Source organism: Herbaspirillum seropedicae, assembly GCF_001040945.1.
Classification (GTDB): domain Bacteria; phylum Pseudomonadota; class Gammaproteobacteria; order Burkholderiales; family Burkholderiaceae_D; genus Herbaspirillum; species Herbaspirillum seropedicae.
Window position 1 is genome coordinate 1,849,007 of record NZ_CP011930.1, and the last position, 18,212, is coordinate 1,867,218.

General features: G+C 63.4%; 18 protein-coding genes. 13 read left to right on the forward strand and 5 right to left on the reverse strand.

Annotation, left to right across the window (positions count from 1 at the left end):
* Window positions 1-158: 158 nt before the first annotated feature.
* Window positions 159-482, reverse strand: a complete 324-nt coding sequence (fdxA, locus tag ACP92_RS08055) for a ferredoxin FdxA (RefSeq protein WP_013233640.1) — start codon at window positions 480-482, stop codon at window positions 159-161.
* 388 nt (window positions 483-870) lie between these two features.
* Between fdxA and ACP92_RS08060 the strand changes: the two genes are divergently transcribed.
* The 4 genes from ACP92_RS08060 to ACP92_RS08075 all read left to right on the forward strand — a co-directional run bounded on the left by ACP92_RS08060 (window position 871) and on the right by ACP92_RS08075 (window position 6,067).
* Window positions 871-2,118 (forward strand): ABC transporter substrate-binding protein, encoded by a 1,248-nt coding sequence (locus tag ACP92_RS08060; protein ID WP_420809673.1) that lies wholly within the window; start codon window positions 871-873, stop codon window positions 2,116-2,118.
* A 157-nt stretch (window positions 2,119-2,275) separates the two neighbouring features.
* Window positions 2,276-3,451 (forward strand): nicotinate phosphoribosyltransferase, encoded by a 1,176-nt coding sequence (pncB, locus tag ACP92_RS08065; protein ID WP_041311670.1) that lies wholly within the window; start codon window positions 2,276-2,278, stop codon window positions 3,449-3,451.
* A gap of 132 nt (window positions 3,452-3,583) precedes the next feature.
* A complete protein-coding gene (locus ACP92_RS08070; protein WP_013233644.1) occupies window positions 3,584-5,014 on the forward strand; it encodes a sodium:proton antiporter in 1,431 nt (476 codons plus the stop codon).
* Between the two features lie 72 nt (window positions 5,015-5,086).
* On the forward strand, window positions 5,087-6,067 hold the full coding sequence (locus ACP92_RS08075) for a 2-hydroxyacid dehydrogenase (protein ID WP_013233645.1): 981 nt from the start codon (window positions 5,087-5,089) through the stop codon (window positions 6,065-6,067).
* Between the two features lie 114 nt (window positions 6,068-6,181).
* Here the strand turns inward: ACP92_RS08075 and ACP92_RS08080 are convergent, their stop codons facing one another.
* Entirely contained in the window at window positions 6,182-6,439 is a 258-nt protein-coding gene (locus tag ACP92_RS08080) for an acyl-CoA-binding protein (RefSeq protein ID WP_013233646.1), read from the reverse strand.
* An 18-nt stretch (window positions 6,440-6,457) separates the two neighbouring features.
* Window positions 6,458-6,814: an FKBP-type peptidyl-prolyl cis-trans isomerase gene (locus ACP92_RS08085; RefSeq protein WP_013233647.1), complete on the reverse strand. Its 357-nt coding sequence runs from the start codon at window positions 6,812-6,814 to the stop codon at window positions 6,458-6,460.
* Between the two features lie 309 nt (window positions 6,815-7,123).
* Between ACP92_RS08085 and ACP92_RS08090 the strand changes: the two genes are divergently transcribed.
* The 5 genes from ACP92_RS08090 (at window position 7,124) to ACP92_RS08110 (ending at window position 11,803) form a co-directional block, all read left to right on the forward strand.
* On the forward strand, window positions 7,124-8,107 hold the full coding sequence (locus ACP92_RS08090) for a YVTN family beta-propeller repeat protein (RefSeq protein ID WP_013233648.1): 984 nt from the start codon (window positions 7,124-7,126) through the stop codon (window positions 8,105-8,107).
* Window positions 8,108-8,138: 31 nt separating this feature from the next.
* Window positions 8,139-8,960 (forward strand): polysaccharide deacetylase family protein, encoded by an 822-nt coding sequence (locus ACP92_RS08095; RefSeq protein ID WP_013233649.1) that lies wholly within the window; start codon window positions 8,139-8,141, stop codon window positions 8,958-8,960.
* A gap of 96 nt (window positions 8,961-9,056) precedes the next feature.
* Window positions 9,057-10,043: a sterol desaturase family protein gene (locus ACP92_RS08100; RefSeq protein ID WP_013233650.1), complete on the forward strand. Its 987-nt coding sequence runs from the start codon at window positions 9,057-9,059 to the stop codon at window positions 10,041-10,043.
* On the forward strand, window positions 10,043-10,885 hold the full coding sequence (locus ACP92_RS08105) for an EI24 domain-containing protein (protein WP_013233651.1): 843 nt from the start codon (window positions 10,043-10,045) through the stop codon (window positions 10,883-10,885). Before ACP92_RS08100 ends, ACP92_RS08105 begins: the two co-directional genes overlap by 1 nt.
* A gap of 111 nt (window positions 10,886-10,996) precedes the next feature.
* Entirely contained in the window at window positions 10,997-11,803 is an 807-nt protein-coding gene (locus ACP92_RS08110; protein WP_013233652.1) for a competence/damage-inducible protein A, read from the forward strand.
* A gap of 107 nt (window positions 11,804-11,910) precedes the next feature.
* On the opposite strand, the gene ACP92_RS08115 is transcribed toward ACP92_RS08110, so the two are convergent.
* Window positions 11,911-12,474, reverse strand: coding sequence for a phasin family protein (locus tag ACP92_RS08115; protein WP_013233653.1), 564 nt, complete (start codon window positions 12,472-12,474; stop codon window positions 11,911-11,913).
* Between the two features lie 438 nt (window positions 12,475-12,912).
* Here ACP92_RS08115 and ACP92_RS08120 point away from each other — a divergent pair, with 438 nt between their 5' ends.
* A complete protein-coding gene (locus ACP92_RS08120; RefSeq protein WP_216666074.1) occupies window positions 12,913-13,803 on the forward strand; it encodes a histone deacetylase family protein in 891 nt (296 codons plus the stop codon).
* A complete protein-coding gene (locus ACP92_RS08125; protein WP_013233655.1) occupies window positions 13,800-14,699 on the forward strand; it encodes a DMT family transporter in 900 nt (299 codons plus the stop codon). Before ACP92_RS08120 ends, ACP92_RS08125 begins: the two co-directional genes overlap by 4 nt.
* A 15-nt stretch (window positions 14,700-14,714) precedes the next feature.
* Here ACP92_RS08125 and ACP92_RS08130 read toward each other — a convergent pair whose 3' ends face one another.
* Window positions 14,715-15,515 (reverse strand): helix-turn-helix transcriptional regulator, encoded by an 801-nt coding sequence (locus ACP92_RS08130; RefSeq protein ID WP_013233656.1) that lies wholly within the window; start codon window positions 15,513-15,515, stop codon window positions 14,715-14,717.
* A 130-nt stretch (window positions 15,516-15,645) separates the two neighbouring features.
* Here ACP92_RS08130 and ACP92_RS08135 point away from each other — a divergent pair, with 130 nt between their 5' ends.
* Both ACP92_RS08135 and pbpG read left to right on the forward strand, forming a co-directional pair.
* Window positions 15,646-16,407 carry a class I SAM-dependent methyltransferase gene (locus tag ACP92_RS08135; RefSeq protein ID WP_013233657.1) on the forward strand — a complete coding sequence of 254 codons (762 nt, stop codon included), beginning with the start codon at window positions 15,646-15,648 and terminating at the stop codon, window positions 16,405-16,407.
* A 430-nt stretch (window positions 16,408-16,837) separates the two neighbouring features.
* Entirely contained in the window at window positions 16,838-17,938 is a 1,101-nt protein-coding gene (gene pbpG / locus ACP92_RS08140) for a D-alanyl-D-alanine endopeptidase (RefSeq protein ID WP_013233658.1), read from the forward strand.
* The last annotated feature ends 274 nt before the right edge of the window (window positions 17,939-18,212 follow it).

Genomic DNA, 18,212 nt, shown 5'->3' on the forward strand with positions numbered 1-18,212 from the left:
CGCCGCAGGCGGCGCAGCCCATGTGGCCGGCAGGGTCTTTGCTGCCGGTCAAATACAAACGGCTGCGCATCTGGCTTGGGCAAGGACGCTGCCAGGCTGGATGCGCAACCGCAATTCTGGCCGGGTCCAGGCCCGGCCGGTTTGATCGACCGCAGCGATCAGCGCTGCAGGTATTGCAGCTTGTCGGTCTTGTCCTTCCATTCCTCGGCTTCGGGCAGCGGCGCCTTGGTCTTGGTGATGGAGGGCCAGCTGCGGGACAGTTCGGCGTTCAGGGCAATGTACTGCTGCTGGTCGGCCGGCACGTCTTCTTCCGCGTAGATCGCGTTGACCGGGCATTCGGCCACGCACACGGCGCAGTCGATGCATTCGTCAGGGTCAATCGCGAGGAAATTGGGGCCTTCGCGGAAGCAATCCACCGGGCAAACATCCACGCAATCCGTATAGCGGCAACGGACGCAGGAATCGGTGACAACGTGGGTCATAACTGTCCTATCTGTAAAATTTCTTCAAACCGATGGCTAACTGCGCCGCAATTGATGGCAATATGGCACGGTTAAAATCTTGTTGCGGCTGGTCAACCCACCCTCGACGTTCAGTCGACGAGCCGAGCGCCTGCATTTTTGGGCAATCCTCCGCCTTGTGGGCGCCGTCGGAATGCCGCTGTGCAACCCGCCGCAAAGCCTTGTATTTTAAGGTAATTCGATTTTTCCCACAAATGAGGCTTATACAGATTACGTATAAGTAAATAAACAAGCTCGCGATTAGGCCAGCCGCCGCCAGGGGCGTCCGAAGGGCCGGCGATCCCGCCGGCATGCCGCTTCGTGGAAGCGACGGTCTGGTCAGAGCGACAAGATGATAAGGATGTCCGGCGTGAACGCTGCCCATCGCAAGCAATCCCTTCATTCCCCGCGCTCCCGCTGGACACTCCTGCTGGGCCTGGCCGCCGCGCTGGCGCTGCCCTGGGGCCCGAGTCATGCCGCCGAGGCCATCCGCATCGGCGAGATCAACAGCCGTCACCGGCTGTCCACCGCCGGGCAAGCCTACCGCAATGGCCTGGCGCTGGCCCTGGAGCAGATCAATGCCGCCGGCGGCGTCGGCGGCCGCCCCTTGCAACTGGTCGTGCGCGAGGACGACGGCGATGCGGACCAGGCCGCCCGCAATGCGCGCGCACTGATCAGCCAGGACCATGTGGAAGTGCTGACCGGCTCCATGCTCTCCGACGTGGCCCTGGCCGTCTCGCGCGAGGCGGCCCGCGGCCGTACCGTGCTGGTGGTGGGCGATGCGCTCTCCGACGCCATCACCCTCGACAAGGGCAACCGCTACACCTTCCGCGTGCGCCCCTCGACCTATATGCAGGCCGCCATGCTGGCCGAGCAGGCCGCCCGCCTGCCGGGGCGGCGCTGGGCGGTGGTGGCGCCCAACTATGAATATGGCCAGAGCGCCGTGGCCAGCTTCAAGCTGTTGTTGAAGCAGGCGCGTCCGGATGTGGAATTCGTCAGCGACCAGTGGCCGGCCCTGGGCAAGATCAAGGCGGACGACGTCGCCCGGGCGATCCGCCAGTCACGTCCGGATGGCATCTTCAACGCCACCTTTGGCGAAGACCTGCAGAAGTTCGTGCAGGCCGGCAACCGCCAGCAGCTGTTCGAGGGCGTGCGGGTAGTCTCGATGGCCTCGGCCGGCGCGCCAAGCCTGGACCCTAGCCAGAGCGAAGCCATCCGTGACTGGCTGGCCATCGGCTATCCCTGGGACCAGGTCAGCCTGCCCGAGCACCAGCGCTTCCTCGAGGCTTACCTGAAGCGTTTCAGCGAACGCCCGCAATTGTCGGCCGTGTTCGGCTATACCACCATGATGGCCATTGCCGCCGGTCTGAAGAAGAGCGAGGGCGGCGATGGCGAGGTGCTGGTCGAGGCCATGCGCGGCCTGCAGTTCGGCTCGCCGCTGGGGCCGGTCAGTTTCCGCGCGCTGGACCAGCAGGCCTCGCTGGGCGCCTTTGTCGGCCTGGTCTCGCAGAAGGATGGGCGCAGCAGCATGCGCGACTGGCGCTATCTGGATGGCGCGGCCTACCTGCCGCCGCCGGCCTATGTGCGCAGCCGCCGTCCGGCCTCGGCCTCGAAATGACCCGCCCAGGCCGCAAAGCCCCCGCAGCAACCGGGGCTTTGGTCTGACCGATCTCGGTTAAGATAGCGGGCGCGACGCCCGGCGGCGTCGTCCCGGCATCGCGCGGTGCAGGTGGACTATCAACATGGCAGCATGCGGCCAGCCGCATCCGGATTTCATGATCATCACTTCCTTACTCGATACCGACCTGTACAAATTCACGATGATGCAGGTGGTGTTACACCATTTCCCTGGCGCGCAAGTCGAATACCGCTTCAAATGCCGCAACGAGAACGTCGACCTGCGGCCCTACGTCGATGAGATCCGCGCCGAGATCGCCGCCCTGTGCCGGTTGCGGTTCAAGGAAGACGAGCTGAACTACCTGCGCAGCCTGCGCTTCATCAAGAGCGATTTCGTCGATTTCCTCGACCTGTTCCATCTCAACGAAAAGTACATCACGGTCCAGCCCGACCCGGCCGGCAATGGCGAGATCGAGATCAGCGTCAAGGGACCGTGGCTGCACACCATCATGTTCGAAGTGCCAGTGCTGGCCATCGTCAATGAAGTGTATTTCCGCGCCACCCAGCGCTCGCCGGACCTGGAAGAGGGCAGGGCGCGGCTGCGCAAGAAGATGTCGGTCATCACCGACGACCCGGAACTGGCCGGCTGCAAGATCGCTGACTACGGCACCCGCCGCCGCTTCTCGCGCAGCTGGCATGCCGAAGTCATCGACGAGATGAAGCAGCACATGGGTGATCACTTCGCCGGCACCTCCAACGTGATGTACGCGATGCAGCACGACCTGACCCCGCTGGGCACGATGGCGCATGAATACCTGCAGGCCTGCCAGGCGCTGGGGCCGCGCCTGCGCGACTCGCAGACCTTTGCCTTCGAGATGTGGGCGCGCGAGTACCGGGGCGACCTGGGCATCACGCTCTCGGACGTCTATGGGATGGACGCCTTCCTGCGCGACTACGACATGTATTTCTGCAAGCTCTTCGATGGCGCACGCCACGATTCGGGCGACCCGTTCGAATGGGGCGAGCGGCTCATCCAGCATTACCGCGACAATCGCGTCGATCCCTCCAGCAAGGTGCTGGTGTTCTCCGACAGCCTGGACTTCGACAAGGTGCGCGCCTTGTACCTGCGCTTCAAGGACCGCGCCAAGGTGGCCTTCGGCGTGGGCACCAATCTCACCAATGACCTGGGCTACACGCCCCTGCAGGTGGTCATGAAGATGGTCCGCTGCAATGGCCAGCCAGTGGCCAAGCTGTCGGACACGCCGTCCAAGAACATGTGTGATGACCCGGCCTATGTGAATTATCTGCGGCAGGTGTTCCAGATCAAGGCTTGACCGGATTTGAACGATACCTGAAAGTTTTTCCACCCGGACGTTTTTGCGCCTGGGCGGCATGTCGGCTGCTATAGTGTGACTCCTCGTGATGGCCTGCTCCGGCAGATTGTCGCGAGGAGTTTCTCCATCTGCATGCCTTCAGGACGACATTTGCTGACCCGAATCCCTGCCCCTTTCCTGTTTGCCCTCTGTGCCTTGCTCCTGCCGCTGCCGGGGTGGAGCGCCGAACTCGACGGCGCAGGCCTCTCCCTGGCCTGGGCCATCCCCTTTGCCGGTGTGCTCTTGTCCATCGCCGTGCTGCCGCTGTTGATGCCGGCCCTCTGGCATCATCATTTCGGCAAGATCGCCGCCGCCTGGGCGCTGGCCTTCCTGCTGCCGTTCGCGGCCCTGCATGGCGCGCATGCGGCGCTGGCCATCAGCGTGCATGCGCTGGTGGCCGAATACCTGCCCTTCATCATCCTGCTGACCGCGCTCTTCACCGTGGCCGGCGGCATCTGCGTGCGCGGCAACCTGCATGGCACGCCCGGCCTCAATACCGGCTTGCTGGCGCTGGGCACGCTGCTGGCCAGCATCATGGGCACCACCGGCGCGGCCATGCTGCTGATCCGCCCCCTGATCCGCGCCAATGACGACCGCAAGCACACGGTGCATGTGGTGGTGTTCTTCATCTTCCTGGTCGCCAATGCGGGCGGTTCGCTCACGCCGCTGGGCGATCCGCCGCTGTTCCTGGGCTTCCTCAAGGGCGTCGATTTCTTCTGGACCGCGCGTCACCTGCTGGGGCCGATGGCCTTCCTGTGCGGTGCGCTGCTGCTCATCTTCTATGGGCTGGACCGCCACTTCTACCTCAACCGCGAAGAGCGCCGTCCCCTCGATCCCACGCCGGACTCGGCATGGCAACTGGAAGGGCGCGTCAATTTCCTGCTGCTGGGCGCAGTGGTCGGGCTGGTGCTCATGAGCGGGTTGTGGAAGCCGGGTGTGGCTACCGAACTGATGGGCGCGCCGCTGGAGTGGCAGAACCTGCTGCGTGACGGCGCCTTGCTGGGGGTGATCCTGGTCTCGCTGTGGCTGACGCCGAAGTCGGCGCGCTCCGGCAATGAATTCGGCTGGGGGCCGATGCTGGAAGTGGGCAAGCTCTTCGCCGCCATCTTCCTGACCATCGCTCCCGTGATCGCCATGCTGCGCGCAGGCGAGCAGGGCGCTTTCGCTGCCGTGGTGCGGGCCGTGACCGGGCCCGATGGCAAGCCCGACGATGTGATGTATTTCTGGATGACGGGTTTGCTGTCCTCCTTCCTGGACAATGCGCCGACCTACCTGGTGTTCTTCAATACCGCCTCCGGCGATGCGCGTGAGCTGATGGGGCCGCTGGCCTCGACCCTGGCGGCCATCTCCGCCGGCGCCGTCTTCATGGGAGCCAACAGCTATATCGGCAATGCCCCCAACATGATGGTCAAGGCCATCGCCGAGGAGCGCGGCATCCGCATGCCCAGCTTCTTCGGCTACATGGCATGGTCGGCGGGGATTCTGGCGCCGCTGTTCATTGTCATGAGTTTCCTGTTCTTCTGACTGATTCAGATTGATTCCGAGTGATGTTGTGCTGCACCTTTCCGACAACGAAACCTAGATAACGAGACCCGCATGAAACCCAAGATCTTCGTCGCCCGCGCCGTCTTCCCCGAAGTCCTGGCGCGCCTGGAGCAGCATTTCGAGGTCGAATCCAACCAGGACGACCGCATCTACAGCGCCGCTGAACTGCAGGCCAAGGCGCAGGGCAAGGATGGCCTCTTCACCACCCCCAGCGAGCCGGTGACGGCGGCGCTGTTTGCCGCCAACCCGCAGTTGAAGGCTGTCTGCAACATGGCCGTGGGTTACAACAACATCGACGTGGCCGCCGCCACCCAGGCCGGTGTGATGGCGACCAATACCCCCGACGTGCTCAACGAAACCACCGCCGACTTCGGCTGGGCGCTGATGATGGCCGCGGCGCGCCGCATCACCGAGTCGGAACACTTCCTGCGCGCCGGCAAGTGGAAGAAATGGAGCTATGACAGCTTCGTCGGTCCCGACATCCATGGCGCCACGCTGGGCATCATCGGCATGGGCCGCATCGGCCAGGCCATTGCCCGCCGCTCGCTGGGCTTCGATATGCAGGTGCTCTACCACAACCGCTCGCGCCTGGCGCCGGAGCTGGAAGCGCGCGCCAACCACGCCCGTTACGTCAGCAAGGAAGAGCTGCTGCGCCAGGCTGACCACGTGATCCTGGTGTTGCCCTACTCGAAAGACACCCACCACACCATCGCCGCAGCCGAACTGGCGCTGATGAAGCCGACCGCTACCCTCACCAACATCGCCCGCGGCGGCATCGTCGATGATGCGGCGTTGATTGCCGCGCTGCGCGAAGGCCGCATCGCTGCCGCCGGCGTGGATGTGTTCGAGAATGAACCAGCCTTCAAGCCGGAATTCCTGGATCTCAGCAATGTCGTGCTCACGCCCCACATCGCCAGCGCTTCCACGCCGACGCGCCTGGCCATGGCCAACTGCGCAGCCGATAACCTGATTGCGGCCCTGTCGGGCCAGCGTCCGCCCAACCTGCTCAATCCGGACGTCGTCAAGGGCTGATCCGGCGGCATCACCCGCAAAGAAAACGGGCGCACCCGCGTGGCAGGTGCGCCCGTATCTTGTTTCTCTATGCTCGTCTGGCGGGCGGCAGGATGGCGACCCACCCCGAGTGCATCAACCCTTCAGTTCATTGAAGATGTCGATGTATTCCTGTTGCGCTTCGGCCTGCGGCTTGCCCTTCAAGGCGGCCCAGGCGTCATACTTGGCGCGGGCCACGAAGTCGGTCATGCCGGGACGTTCGCCCTGCACGTCGCCGTTGCTGCCTTGCTTGTAGAGACCGTACATCTTCAGCAGGGTCATGTTGTCGGGACGCTCGGGCAGGCTCTTGGATTCGGCCACGGCCGCTTCGAACTGTTCTTGCAGGGTGCTCATCTCTCTCCTCCCCAGGGCTCAGACGGCCAGCAGTTCGACTTCGAAGATCAGCGTGGCGTTGGGTGGGATCACGCCGCCGGCGCCGCGTGCGCCATAACCGAGGCTGGCCGGGATGATCAGCTTGCGGGTGCCGCCGACCTTCATGCCCTGCACACCTTCGTCCCAGCCCTTGATCACGTGGCCTGCGCCCAGCGGGAAGGCGAACGGGTCATTGCGGTCCTTGCTGGAGTCGAACTTGCTGCCGGCGCTGCCGTCATCGTTCTGCAGCCAGCCGGTGTAATGCACCGTGACATGGCTGCCGGCCTTGGCTTCGTCGCCTGCGCCAATGTTGATTTCTTCATATTGCAGCCCGGAAGCTGTCGTGATCGTGGACATCATGTTCCTTTCGGTGAGGGGATTGCGTGGGTGCGGCCGGTGCTGCCCTGGTGTGTGCTGACCATTCCTGACAGCGCAGGATGTTGCTCCCGGGCATTGTCCGCAAACGCAGGCGTGACGCGGACTGAGCCGGGCTGTCAGGCCTGCGGTGGCGGCTTGCGACCGGAACGGCAGGCAGTGTAAACCAAAAAACTAGAAATTTTTCATATTGCGTCAGTGGGCTGTCAGCGGGAAGCACACGGGCCGCGTTAACCGCCGAGGACGTGCCTCGTGCACGATGAGATCAGGCATTTTTGTGTAAAGTTCGTCATGTTGCGTAGAATCCGCCAATATTTTTCCCTTACCCTTCGCGCAGCATGCGTCTCGGCCGTCCTGGCCGTCTCGGCACACGCCAACGTGGTCGTGGTCCTCAATTCGGGCGATGCCTCGGTCTCCTTGCTGGACGAGACCGGCGAAAAGGAGCTTTCGACCTTCTCGGTGGGCAAGGAACCGCACCACCTGATGGCCACGCCCGACAACAAATCGCTGATCGTGGCCAGCGCCACCGGCAACCAGCTGCTGTTCCTGGACCCCAAGACCGGCGCGGTGCAACGCAAGATCCGCGACATCATCGATCCCTACCAGATCGGCTTCACCCCTGACCAGAAATGGTTCGTCGCCACCGGCCTGCGCCTGGACCGCGTCGATGTCTACAGCTATGACGGCCAGGATCTGAAGCTGTCCAAGCGCATCCCGCTGCCCAAGACGCCCAGCCATATCGCCTTCGACAACGCCAGCACCACCGCCTTCATCACCCAGCAGGGCAGCGACCAGATCAGCGCCATCGACCTGGCCACCCAGCAGGTCAAATGGACGATGCCGGTGGGCAAGCTGCCGGCCGGGATCATCATGACGCCGGACAACAAGTATCTGATGGTCGGCATCATGGGGGCCGACTATGTCGAGGTGATCGACTGGCGCACCCAGAAGATCGTCAAGAAGATCAAGACCGGCGTCGGCGCGCACAATTTCCGTGGACAAGGCGACAAGCGCTTCGTCTACGTCTCCAACCGCGTCGCCAACACCATCAGCGTCGTCGACATGACCACGCTGGAAAACGTCGGCACCATCAAGGTGCCGGGTGGTCCGGACTGCATGGAAGTGACTTCCGACGGCAAGACCATGTGGGCCACGCTGCGCTGGGTCAAGAAAGTGGCGGTGATCGACCTGGCCAGCCGTTCGGTGACCAAGGTGATCCCGGTGGGCCGCTCGCCGCACGGCATCTATCTCCATAACCGCGCGCCCGATCTCTGATCCCTCTCCATGAAGCAGCGATGAAGCAGCGATGAAGCAGCCTCTCCCCAGAAAGTCCCTGCGCGGCCTGTGCCTGTTCGCCCTGCTGGCGGCAGGCCAGGTCCTTGCGCAACCGGCCACGCCGCAAGAGTCGGCCTGCAAGGGCAGGATCTACCTGACCTTCGATACCGGCAGCCAGTCCCAGGCCGAACTGATCGAGCAGACCCTGCAGCGCCACCACATCAAGGCCACCTTCTTCCTCGCCAACGAAAAGACCATCCACGGCGACTATTCCCTCGATCCGGGCTGGGCGCCGCTGTGGAAGCGGCTGGCCGGCGAAGGGCATGCCTTTGGTACGCATACCTTCGACCATGTCTATGTGATCCGCGACCTGCCCGAGGGCAAGATCGAAGTGCGTCCGCAGTTCGGCGCGCAGGCCGGCAAGAAGCTGCAATGGACACCGGCCCAGTATTGCGAAGAGATGAAGCGGGTCGACCAGCGCTTCCAGGAGCTGACCGGGCGCAAGCTCGATCCGCTGTGGCGCGCGCCGGGCGGACGCCTGACACCCAATCTGCTCAAGGCCGGCCAGGCCTGCGGCTATGCCCATGTGGCCTGGGCGCCGGCGGGATTCTCGGGCGACGAACTGCCCAGCGACAAATTCCCCAACGAGATGTTGCTGAAAAAGGCGCTCGATGGCCTCAAGGATGGTGATATCTTCCTGGCCCATATGGGCATCTGGTCGCGCCAGGACCCGTGGGCGCCGGCTGTGCTGGAACCCCTGATCACCGGGCTGGAGCACAAGGGCTTCTGCTTTGCCACCTTGCGCGATCATCCGGCCTACCGCCACCTGTTCACCGTCGGCAAGGAACGCTGAGGAGCGCCCCGGGTCCAAGCGGCGCAGGCCGCCAGGGGAGGGCGCCAGCGTATCATTGCAGTACCGCAGCACTGCACCATCGTCTCTGAGCTATCCATGATCCAGACCATTTCCGATCTTTTTGCCGCCGTCCAGGGCTGGCTATTCCAGACTCTCGTGCAACCGCTGGTGTTCTTCATCGGCATGGGGGAATTCGTCGAAGAAGCCTTTACCGGCACCGAATTCGTCCTGGTGGGCCTGTGCGAGCTGGTGATCCTCTTCCTCATCCTGCGTCCGCTGGAGTCGGCCATCCCGGTGCATCCCATCACCGATCCGCGCGCGCGCTGGAACGATTTCATCTATACCGTGCTGCAGCGGCTGGGCGTGATCCCCATCGTGGCCTTCCTGCTGCTCGATCCGGCGCTGTCCTACCTGTCCGAGGCGCTGCACCTGGAAGGCTGGGGCAGCTTCAACCTCGACCAGATCTGGCCGGGCGTGACCGACCAGGCGCTGGTGAGCTTCTTGCTCTACATGGTGGTGCTGGACCTGTGTGAATATGTCTATCACTGGGCGCAGCACAATGTGCGCTGGATGTGGGCGCTGCACAGCCTGCACCATAGCCAGCAGAACATGAACCTGTGGAGCGATGACCGCAACCACATGCTGGACAACCTGTTCCACGACATCATCTTCGGCCTGATCGCCGTCTTCATCGGCGTGGAACCCTCGCAGTACATCCTGCTGGTGTCGCTCTCGCGCATGCTGCAGAGCCTGCAGCACGCCAACGTACGCATCCACTTCGGCCGCATCGGCGAATACCTGCTGGTGTCGCCGCGCTTCCATCGCACGCACCACGCCGTCGGCCTGGGCCATGAAAGCCGGGGCCGCAACTCGCTGGGCGGGCACAATTTTGCCGTGCTGTTCCCGATCTGGGATGTGCTCTTCCGCACCGCCCACTTCAGCCAGGGCTTTGCCATGACTGGCGTGCGCGACCAGCTGCCGCCGCCGGCCGGCAAGGGACGCGACTATGGTCGCGGCTTCTGGATGCAGCAATGGCTGGGCGTGAAGCGCATCGTTGAGTTCAGCCGCCGGAAAGTGCGCTGATGCGCTTGTTCATCGCCTCCTTCGGGCGCGCCCTGCTGGCGCAACTGCACATCCGCATGCTGTGGCTGACGGTGCTGCCCTTCGTGGTGTCGCTGGCCTTGTGGGCGCTGTGCCTGTGGCTGGGACTGCAACCCGTGATCGACTGGTTGCAGGACTATTTCGTCTCGCACGGCATGTTCGGCGAGATCGGCGGCATGCTGGCCTGGTTCGGCATGGGTGCGCTCAAGACGGTGCTGGTGCCGCTCTTGGCCATGTGGACCCTGCTGCCGCTGATGATCATCACGGCCCTGGTTTTCGTGGGCCTGTTCACCATTCCCGCCATCGCCCGCCACATCGGTGCGCGCCACTACCCCATGCTGGAGAAGCGCTATGGCGGCAGCGTGGCCGGTAGCCTGTGGACGTCGCTGTGGTGCTTTGCGGTCTTCACGGTGCTGTGGATTTCCACCATCTGGGTATTCCTGATCCCGCCGCTGGCCCTGGTCATCCATTCCCTGCTGTGGGGCTGGCTGACCTATCGCGTCATGGCCTACGACACCCTGGCCGACTATGCCAGCGCCGAGGAGCGGCGCGCCGTGCTGCATCTGCATCGCTGGCCGCTGCTGGCGGTAGGCACCGTGGCTGGTGCGCTGGGCGCTGCGCCCACGCTGCTGTGGCTGGGCGGGGTGTTGTCGGTGATCCTGCTGCCGGCGCTGGCGGCCTTGGCGATCTGGCTGTATGTGGTGGTGTTCGTCTTCACCGGCCTGTGGTTCCAGTTCTATTGCCTGGAAGCCCTGTTGCGCCATCGTCGTGGCCAGGCGCCGGACGGGCCGCAAGGCGAGATCAAGGACGTGACGCCACGTTGACGCCGGTTTGAGCTGCCTGCAGCGGCGCCGGGCTGGGTGGTCCGATCCGCGCCCGGCCTGAATCGGGCATAATCGACGGCGTGTTTCATCAACTTTCGGGCAGACAGACTCATGGCATTCGGACTCATCATCATCGGCGACGAGATCCTCTCGGGCCGCCGTGTCGACAAGCATTTTCCCAAGGTATTGGAGCTGCTCTCGCAGCGCGGCCTGCAGTTGTCGTGGGCAGAATACGTGGGCGACGACCGCGAGCGCATCACCGCCACCCTCAAGCGTACTCTGGCCAGCAATGATGTCGTGTTCTGCACCGGCGGCATTGGCGCCACCCCCGACGACCATACCCGCCAGTGCGCTGCTGCTGCCTTGGGCGTGTCGCTGGCGCTGCACCCCGAGGCCAAGGAAAAGATCCAGGAACGCATCGCCGACATGGCCCGCGAGGCGGGATCGACGCCCGATTTCGACGCCCCCGAGAATCAGCACCGCCTGAAGATGGGTGAGTTTCCCCAGGGCGCTTCCATCATCCCCAATCCCTACAACAAGATCCCCGGCTTCTCGCTGAAGAACCCGGGCGGGCAGGGTGCGCACTATTTTGCGCCGGGTTTCCCGGTGATGGCCTGGCCGATGTTCGAATGGGTGCTCGATACCCACTACGCCGACCAGTTCCACCGCCAGGCCTGGGCCGAGCGCTCCATGCTGGTGTTCGAAGCCATGGAGTCGACCCTGACGCCGCTGATGGAAGCGATCGAAGCGCAGTTCCCGCTGGTGAAGGTCTTCAGCCTGCCGCATGTGGGCGATGAAAAGACCCGCCGCCACATCGACCTCGGTGTCAAGGGAGACCCGGCCCAGGTCGAGCCCGCCTTCGAGAAGATGCAGGAAGGCCTGCGCAGCCTGCGCGCCGAGTACCAGATCAGCGCCTGAAACGGCCCGGCCGCGCTGGCGCCAGACAAAAAAATGCCCCGGTCCGGCCGGGGCATTCCATTCTCGTCGCCGCCCTGCACAGGCAGGGGCGGCGGCGCAGCGCAGAATTACTTGCGGGCGCCGCGGGTCACTTTGGCGCCAGCCTGGGACATCTGTTCCACGGCGTTGGTGACATTGGCTTCCAGCACTTCGGCGGCTTGCTTGGCATTCTTGGTGAACTGCTCGTAGCCGGCGCTCATGTTGCCGATGGCCGACTTGAGCACGGACACAGCCTGCTCGGAACCGGCCGGTGCGTTCTTGGCGACTTCGTCGATCATCGCCACGACCTTGCGGTTGACTTCGGCGATCTGGGCTTCGGCAGCCTTGGTCAGTTCAGCCTGGGTGCTGGAGAAGATGCCGCTGAGGTGACGGCCATAGGCGACCGACTTTTCCAGCGTCGGCTGGGCGTGGGCGCTGGTCAGTGCGAAGAATTCCTGCGGGTCCTTGGCCGCGAACAGCTTCTGGGCGGCGGCTTGGCTTTCTTCCAGGGTGGAGCGGGCTGCCTTCAGGTTCAGGTCCACCAGTTTTTCCACGCCTTCAAAGGTCTTGCTGGCCAGCTGGCTGAACAGGGCGATTTGCGCTTCTGCGTTGGCTTTGGCTGCAGCGGAAAATTGCTCGGTGTAGGTCGTCATGTTGAAACATCCTTCTCTTTAGTTGGTTGATGAACAAGGCAGCGCGACAGTGAACACTTACGGACCGATCTCGACGAACAGGTGGATTCCGATGTCATTTCTTGTTGAAATATGATGCATTGCACAAGCGAATTCTAGTTTAATCGTGCATAAAGTCAAAGCTTTCATCACATGGGAATGGCGAAAAGCAGTGGAAAGTTGATCCACGTCTAATCAAGGACTTAGGTGATTTTTTGAGAGGCATTCCAAGACAGATAGACTCTGCTGCAAGGAACTGGATTCTGGTTATCAATCCCGTGCGCGCAATCGTTTGCGCACCGCATCAAGGCAGTTTTGTTGCAGTGCGGCAAGCTCTGCCGAGAAAAACGAGAGTGTTGTGTGAAAGCCTACTACAGCGATCATTTTGTATTACCCCTGCCACCCGGCCACCGTTTCCCCATGGTCAAGTACCGCATGATCCGCGAAGGGGCGGCGCGCACGGTGCCAGGCCTGGAATTCCATGAAGCCATGCCAGCTTCGGACGGTGAGCTGGCCCTGGCGCATCATCCGGATTACATCGGTCGCGCCAGCCGTGGCGAGCTGACGGCCGCTGAGCAGCGCGAGATCGGCTTTCCCTGGTCGCCCGAGATGGTGGAGCGCTCGCGCCGCTCCTCGGGGGCGACCATTGCCGCCTGCCGCGCCGCCTTCAGCGAGGGTGTCGCCGTCAACCTGGCCGGCGGCACGCATCACGCCTACGGCGACCACGGCGCGGGGTTTTGCGTCTTCAATGACGCCGCCATCGCCGCGCGCCTGATGCAGGCCGAACGCCGCGCCGCCCGCGTCGCCATCGTCGATCTGGATGTCCATCAGGGCAATGGCACGGCAGCGATCCTGGCGCGTGACGATTCGGTGTTCACCCTGTCGTTGCATGGACAGAACAACTATCCCTTCGAGAAGGAGCAGAGCGACCTGGACGTAGCGCTGCCCGATGGCGTGGGCGATGAGGACTACCTGTGCGCCTTGCAGCAGGCGCTGGCGACGCTGCAGCAGCGCTTTGCCCCGCAATTGCTGATCTACCTGGCAGGGGCAGACCCCCATGAGGGCGACAGGCTGGGCAAGATGAAACTGAGCCTGGCGGGACTGGCCGCACGCGACCAGGCCGTGTTTTCCTATGCCCGCGAGCACGAAATCCCGGTTGCGGTTACGATGGCGGGCGGTTACGGACGGGAGATCGAACAGACCGTGGCCGTACACCTACAAACGATAAGACTGGCCAGCCTCCACGCCGCGCGCTGGAGCAGCCGACAAGCTGAACCGGGCCCAGCCCCGATGATGGAAAACAAGAAATGATGCCTTCCCCCGCTGGCGCAAGCCGGCCCCGCCAGCTCCTGATGAGCCTGGTGCCGTTGTTGTTCGTGCTGATCTGGAGTACCGGCTTCATCGTCGCCAAATTCGGCCTGCCCTATGCGCCGCCGCTGACCTTCCTGCTCTTGCGTTTCACCGGCGTGCTGCTGGTGCTGCTGCCGCTGGTGCTGTTGTTCCGCGCTCCCTGGCCGCATGGCCGTATCCGTCATGTGGCTGTGGCTGGCGTGTTGTTGCAGGCGGGTTACCTGGCCGGCGTGTGGTGCGCCATCAAGATCGGCATGCCGGCCGGCTTGTCGGCCCTGATCGTCGGGCTGCAACCCATCCTGACCGCCTTCGCCGCGCCCTTGCTGGGCGAGTCCGTGCGTGGACGGCAGTGGCTGGGACTGGCGCTGGGCCTGTGCGGGGTGGGGCTGGTGGTGGCCAACAAGATCTCGCTCATCGGCCTGTCCACGGCCAGCATCGCCCTGTGCGTGTTTGCCTTGCTGTGCATCACGGCGGGCACCTTGTACCAGAAGCGCTATTGCGCGCACTTCGACCTGCGCACAGGCACCGCGATCCAGTTCATGGCTTCCATCGTGGTGGTGCTGCCCTTGGCGGTGGCCGTGGAAGGACTCGACTGGCGCTTGAGCAATGTGGCCTGGACCCCGCAGTTCATCGGTGCGCTGTTGTGGTCGGTGCTGGCCCTGTCCATCGGCGCGATCTTTCTGCTCTTTGCGCTGATCCGGCGCAGCGCCGCCACCAGCGTCACCAGCCTGCTCTACCTGACGCCGCCCACCACCGCCGTGATGGCCTGGCTGATGTTCGGGGAAGCGTTCAGCCTCATCGGCGCGCTGGGCATGCTGGTGGGGGTGATCGGCGTGGCCTTCGTTGTGCGCAAATAAGCGTGCGCAAATAATTCAGTCCGCCGCCGGCATCAGGGTCACCAATTTCAGGTCGGGCCGATTGGCCACGCGGAAGTTGACCTGCAGATAGCGCAGTTCTGTTCCCTGGGGCGTACGGAAGCGGCGCTCGCCGCCCTCGCGCGCCACCACATCCTGCAAGCGCCAGGCGCGCTGGAACAGGGCGTTGCAGGCCGACAGCTCATCCACCAGCCGCTGCACTGCCGGATCGTCCAGCAGGGCCGCGCAATCAGCGCGGAATTCCGCCACCAGCCGGTGCGCCCGCTGCTCCCAGTCCACCGTCAGACTACGCGCCTGTTCGCTGGCGAACATGAAGCGCAGCAGGTTGGGGCGCGTGCTCCTGTCCTCCAGCCAGCCGCCGAAGAGCTTGCGCGCCGCCGGGTTCCAGGCCACGGTGTTCCAGGTCCGGTCCAGCAGATAGGCGGGTGCGCGGAACTGGCTGACGACCTCCAGGATTTCCGGCGCGATGCTGCTTTCTTCATGCTGGTCCGGGGCGGCCGGATCTTTCTTTCCCGCCAGTTCAAACAGGTAGGTGCGCTTGGCGCGCGGCAGTCGCAAGGCATCGGCGATGCGCGCCAGCGCCTGTGGCGAGACCGACTCGGTGCGCCCCTGTTCGATCCAGGTGTACCAGGTCACGCTGATGCCGCACAACTGCGCCACTTCTTCACGTCGCAGTCCGGGCGTGCGGCGGCGGCCGGCCAGCGCCATGGCCGGCAGGCCCGCATCGGCAGGGGCCATCTGCTGGCGCTGGGTCTTGATGAATTCGCCAAGGGCGCGGCGGGCGAGATCGGGTTCCATCGATGGGGCAGGGTAGTGGTCAGGGTAATAGTATAACTACCCAACTTGTAACAGCATAGAGAAGCGCTAGACTGGTTGCTCATCCACTGCATCACCCTTCACCCCCTCATCACGTATCAGGAGCCCCGCCATGCGCAGCCATCAGCAAGTCGTCACCGAACAGTTCGGCAGCACCGCCGCCGCCTACCTCAGCAGCACCGTCCACGCGCAGGGCGCCGATCTGCAGGAATTGGCCGCCATCGCCGCCGCCATTCCGGCCGCACGCGTACTTGACCTGGGATGTGGCGGCGGCCATGCGAGCTTCGCGGTCGCACCGGTGGTGGAGAAGGTGATCGCCTATGACCTCTCGCCGGCCATGCTGGACGTGGTTGCCACCGCAGCAGCCGAACGCGGCCTGGCCAACCTGGCGGTGCGCCAGGGTAGCGCCGACCGGCTCGACTTCCCCGACGCCAGCTTCGACCTGGTTTGCACCCGCTTCTCGGCGCATCACTGGCGCAACCTGCCGCAGGCGCTGGCCGAGGTGTTCCGGGTGCTCAAGATGGGCGGGCGCTTCATCGTCATCGACACCGCCGCCCCCGCCGATGTGCTGGCCGATACCTATGTACAGTCCATCGAGTTGTTGCGCGACACCTCGCACGTGCGCAACATCAGCCTGCGTTCCTGGCGCAAGCTGCTGGCCCGGGCCGGCTTTGGCGTCTCCAGCGACAAGACCTGGAAGCTGCGCCTGGAATTCGACAGCTGGGTGGCCCGCATGCGCACCCCGCAGCAGAACATCGTGGCCATCAAGGCCCTGTGGCAGGCGGCTCCGGAAGAAGTGCGGCAGTATTTCGCCCTGGACGAGGCCGGGTCGTTTTCCATCGATGTGGCTATGCTGGATGCCTGCAAGCTCTGAGCGGGTGTGGGCCCGCCCATTGGCGGCGGGCTTTTTCGTTTTTCTTGCGCGCTTTAAGACCCTCCGGCGTCAACGGCCCAGCCGACCCCTTCGTTATCCCTTCATTCAATCTACCGTAAAAGCGCATATCTGCGACCTATATTGCCTTCTGTTAAAGCCTTGGACGGGCCAGGCGTTACGGTAGACTGATTCATGTCGAAGTTGGTGTAAGTGAATTTTCTCGAGAAAAATCAAAAAATATCGAGAAAAAATTTAAAGCAAAAGTAGGAAAATCTGAGGTGAGCGGGGGGCGCAAGCACCTCTCAGAAATGTAGAAAGCCGATTAAGTGATTGCGCTAACTACTTAATTCTCTTGCGAAAATTCTGCTTTTTGCTACACTGCCAACGTTTCTTTTGTGGACTATCGGGTAAATTGGGGGGAGATCCACCTATGATCAAATCAGCGCTGGCCGTATTGACATCGCTACTTTTCATCCACGCTGGTTTGGCGCCCGCCGCCGCGCAGACTGTCAACAACACCGCCAAGAAGCCGGTCAAGAAGGCCGTGGCCAAGCGTGCCGCCCAGCCGGTCAGCCGCACCGTTGCCAAGGGATCGCTGAACAACCGCGAAAAGCTGGTGCGCAAGGTGACCGTGGTCAAGGGCAAGCGCCAGGTCAGCTACCAGCGCGTCTCGGCCGCTCCTTCGGTGCCGGTGGTGCCGCCAGTGATGACTGCGGGTGACATGGCCGGCCTGAACCTGACCCCCGACCCGTTGGCCCTGCGTTCCAACGTGGCGCTGGTGATCGACCAGGCCAATTCGCAAGTCCTGTTTGAAAAGAATTCCGGCGTGGCCCTGCCGATCGCCTCGGTGACCAAGCTCATGACCGCGCTGGTGGTGGTGGAAGCGCGCCAGAACATGGAAGAAGTGCTCACCGTCACCGATGACGACGTAGACCGCGAAAAGCACAGCAGCTCGCGCCTGCGTGTGGGCGCCACCCTGAGCCGTGACGACATGCTGCACATCGCCCTGATGAGCTCGGAAAACCGCGCCGCCTCCGCGCTGGGCCGCAACTACCCGGGCGGCCTGCCGGCCTTCGTGGCGGCCATGAACGCCAAGGCGCGCTCGCTGGGCATGATGGATACCCGCTATGTCGATTCGACCGGCCTGTCCAGCCAGAACGTGGCCAGCGCCCGTGACCTGGCCAAGCTGGTGGTGGCGGCCTACAACTATCCCATCATCCGTCAGTACTCCACCGATCCCAAGTACATGGTCGAGCCCAGCGGCCACGCCCTGCAGTACAACAGCTCCAACCGCCTGACCTCCAACAAGGAATGGGATATCGGCCTGCAGAAGACCGGTTTCATCAACGAGGCGGGGCATTGCCTGGTGATGTATACCCGCATCGAGGGGCGTCCCATCGTCATGGTCTTCCTCGATTCCAAGGGCCGCCTCTCGCACGTGGGTGACGCCGCCCGCATGCGCAAGTGGCTGGTGGATGACCAGCCCAGCAACCTGACCCGCATGAAGATGGTGCGCGCCGACGAGGGTTGATGGAGGCGGATGGCCTTGCCTGCAAATGCTTGAATGAAAAATGCCGTTCAGTGATGAACGGCATTTTTGTTTGCGCTTCAGAAAACCGTTCGACCTGAGTCGGCCACGCGGCGGTAGCGAGGGGGACGCTGACCGATGCGCGACGACCGCCGCGCCTTCGATACGCCGCTGCGCGGCTACTCAGGACGAACGGGATGGGAATGTACTCAGGACGAACGGGATGGGGATGATTGGGTGGGCAGTGGAGGGCGGATGCGTCGTAGAGAAACTGCTT

What these genes read in the sequence shown, in the direction of transcription:
- ACP92_RS08080 (WP_013233646.1), bottom strand. Translation starts at nt 6,439, where the DNA reads ATGAGCACCCTGCAAGAACAGTTCGAAGCGGCCGTGGCCGAATCCAAG.
- pncB (WP_041311670.1), top strand. Translation starts at nt 2,276, where the DNA reads ATGATCATCACTTCCTTACTCGATACCGACCTGTACAAATTCACGATG.
- ACP92_RS08075 (WP_013233645.1), top strand. Translation starts at nt 5,087, where the DNA reads ATGAAACCCAAGATCTTCGTCGCCCGCGCCGTCTTCCCCGAAGTCCTG.
- fdxA (WP_013233640.1), bottom strand. Translation starts at nt 482, where the DNA reads ATGACCCACGTTGTCACCGATTCCTGCGTCCGTTGCCGCTATACGGAT.
- ACP92_RS08120 (WP_216666074.1), top strand. Translation starts at nt 12,913, where the DNA reads ATGGTCAAGTACCGCATGATCCGCGAAGGGGCGGCGCGCACGGTGCCA.
- ACP92_RS08085 (WP_013233647.1), bottom strand. Translation starts at nt 6,814, where the DNA reads ATGTCCACGATCACGACAGCTTCCGGGCTGCAATATGAAGAAATCAAC.
- ACP92_RS08135 (WP_013233657.1), top strand. Translation starts at nt 15,646, where the DNA reads ATGCGCAGCCATCAGCAAGTCGTCACCGAACAGTTCGGCAGCACCGCC.
- ACP92_RS08115 (WP_013233653.1), bottom strand. Translation starts at nt 12,474, where the DNA reads ATGACGACCTACACCGAGCAATTTTCCGCTGCAGCCAAAGCCAACGCA.
- ACP92_RS08070 (WP_013233644.1), top strand. Translation starts at nt 3,584, where the DNA reads ATGCCTTCAGGACGACATTTGCTGACCCGAATCCCTGCCCCTTTCCTG.
- ACP92_RS08090 (WP_013233648.1), top strand. Translation starts at nt 7,124, where the DNA reads ATGTTGCGTAGAATCCGCCAATATTTTTCCCTTACCCTTCGCGCAGCA.
- pbpG (WP_013233658.1), top strand. Translation starts at nt 16,838, where the DNA reads ATGATCAAATCAGCGCTGGCCGTATTGACATCGCTACTTTTCATCCAC.
- ACP92_RS08125 (WP_013233655.1), top strand. Translation starts at nt 13,800, where the DNA reads ATGATGCCTTCCCCCGCTGGCGCAAGCCGGCCCCGCCAGCTCCTGATG.
- ACP92_RS08095 (WP_013233649.1), top strand. Translation starts at nt 8,139, where the DNA reads ATGAAGCAGCCTCTCCCCAGAAAGTCCCTGCGCGGCCTGTGCCTGTTC.
- ACP92_RS08110 (WP_013233652.1), top strand. Translation starts at nt 10,997, where the DNA reads ATGGCATTCGGACTCATCATCATCGGCGACGAGATCCTCTCGGGCCGC.
- ACP92_RS08105 (WP_013233651.1), top strand. Translation starts at nt 10,043, where the DNA reads ATGCGCTTGTTCATCGCCTCCTTCGGGCGCGCCCTGCTGGCGCAACTG.
- ACP92_RS08100 (WP_013233650.1), top strand. Translation starts at nt 9,057, where the DNA reads ATGATCCAGACCATTTCCGATCTTTTTGCCGCCGTCCAGGGCTGGCTA.
- ACP92_RS08130 (WP_013233656.1), bottom strand. Translation starts at nt 15,515, where the DNA reads ATGGAACCCGATCTCGCCCGCCGCGCCCTTGGCGAATTCATCAAGACC.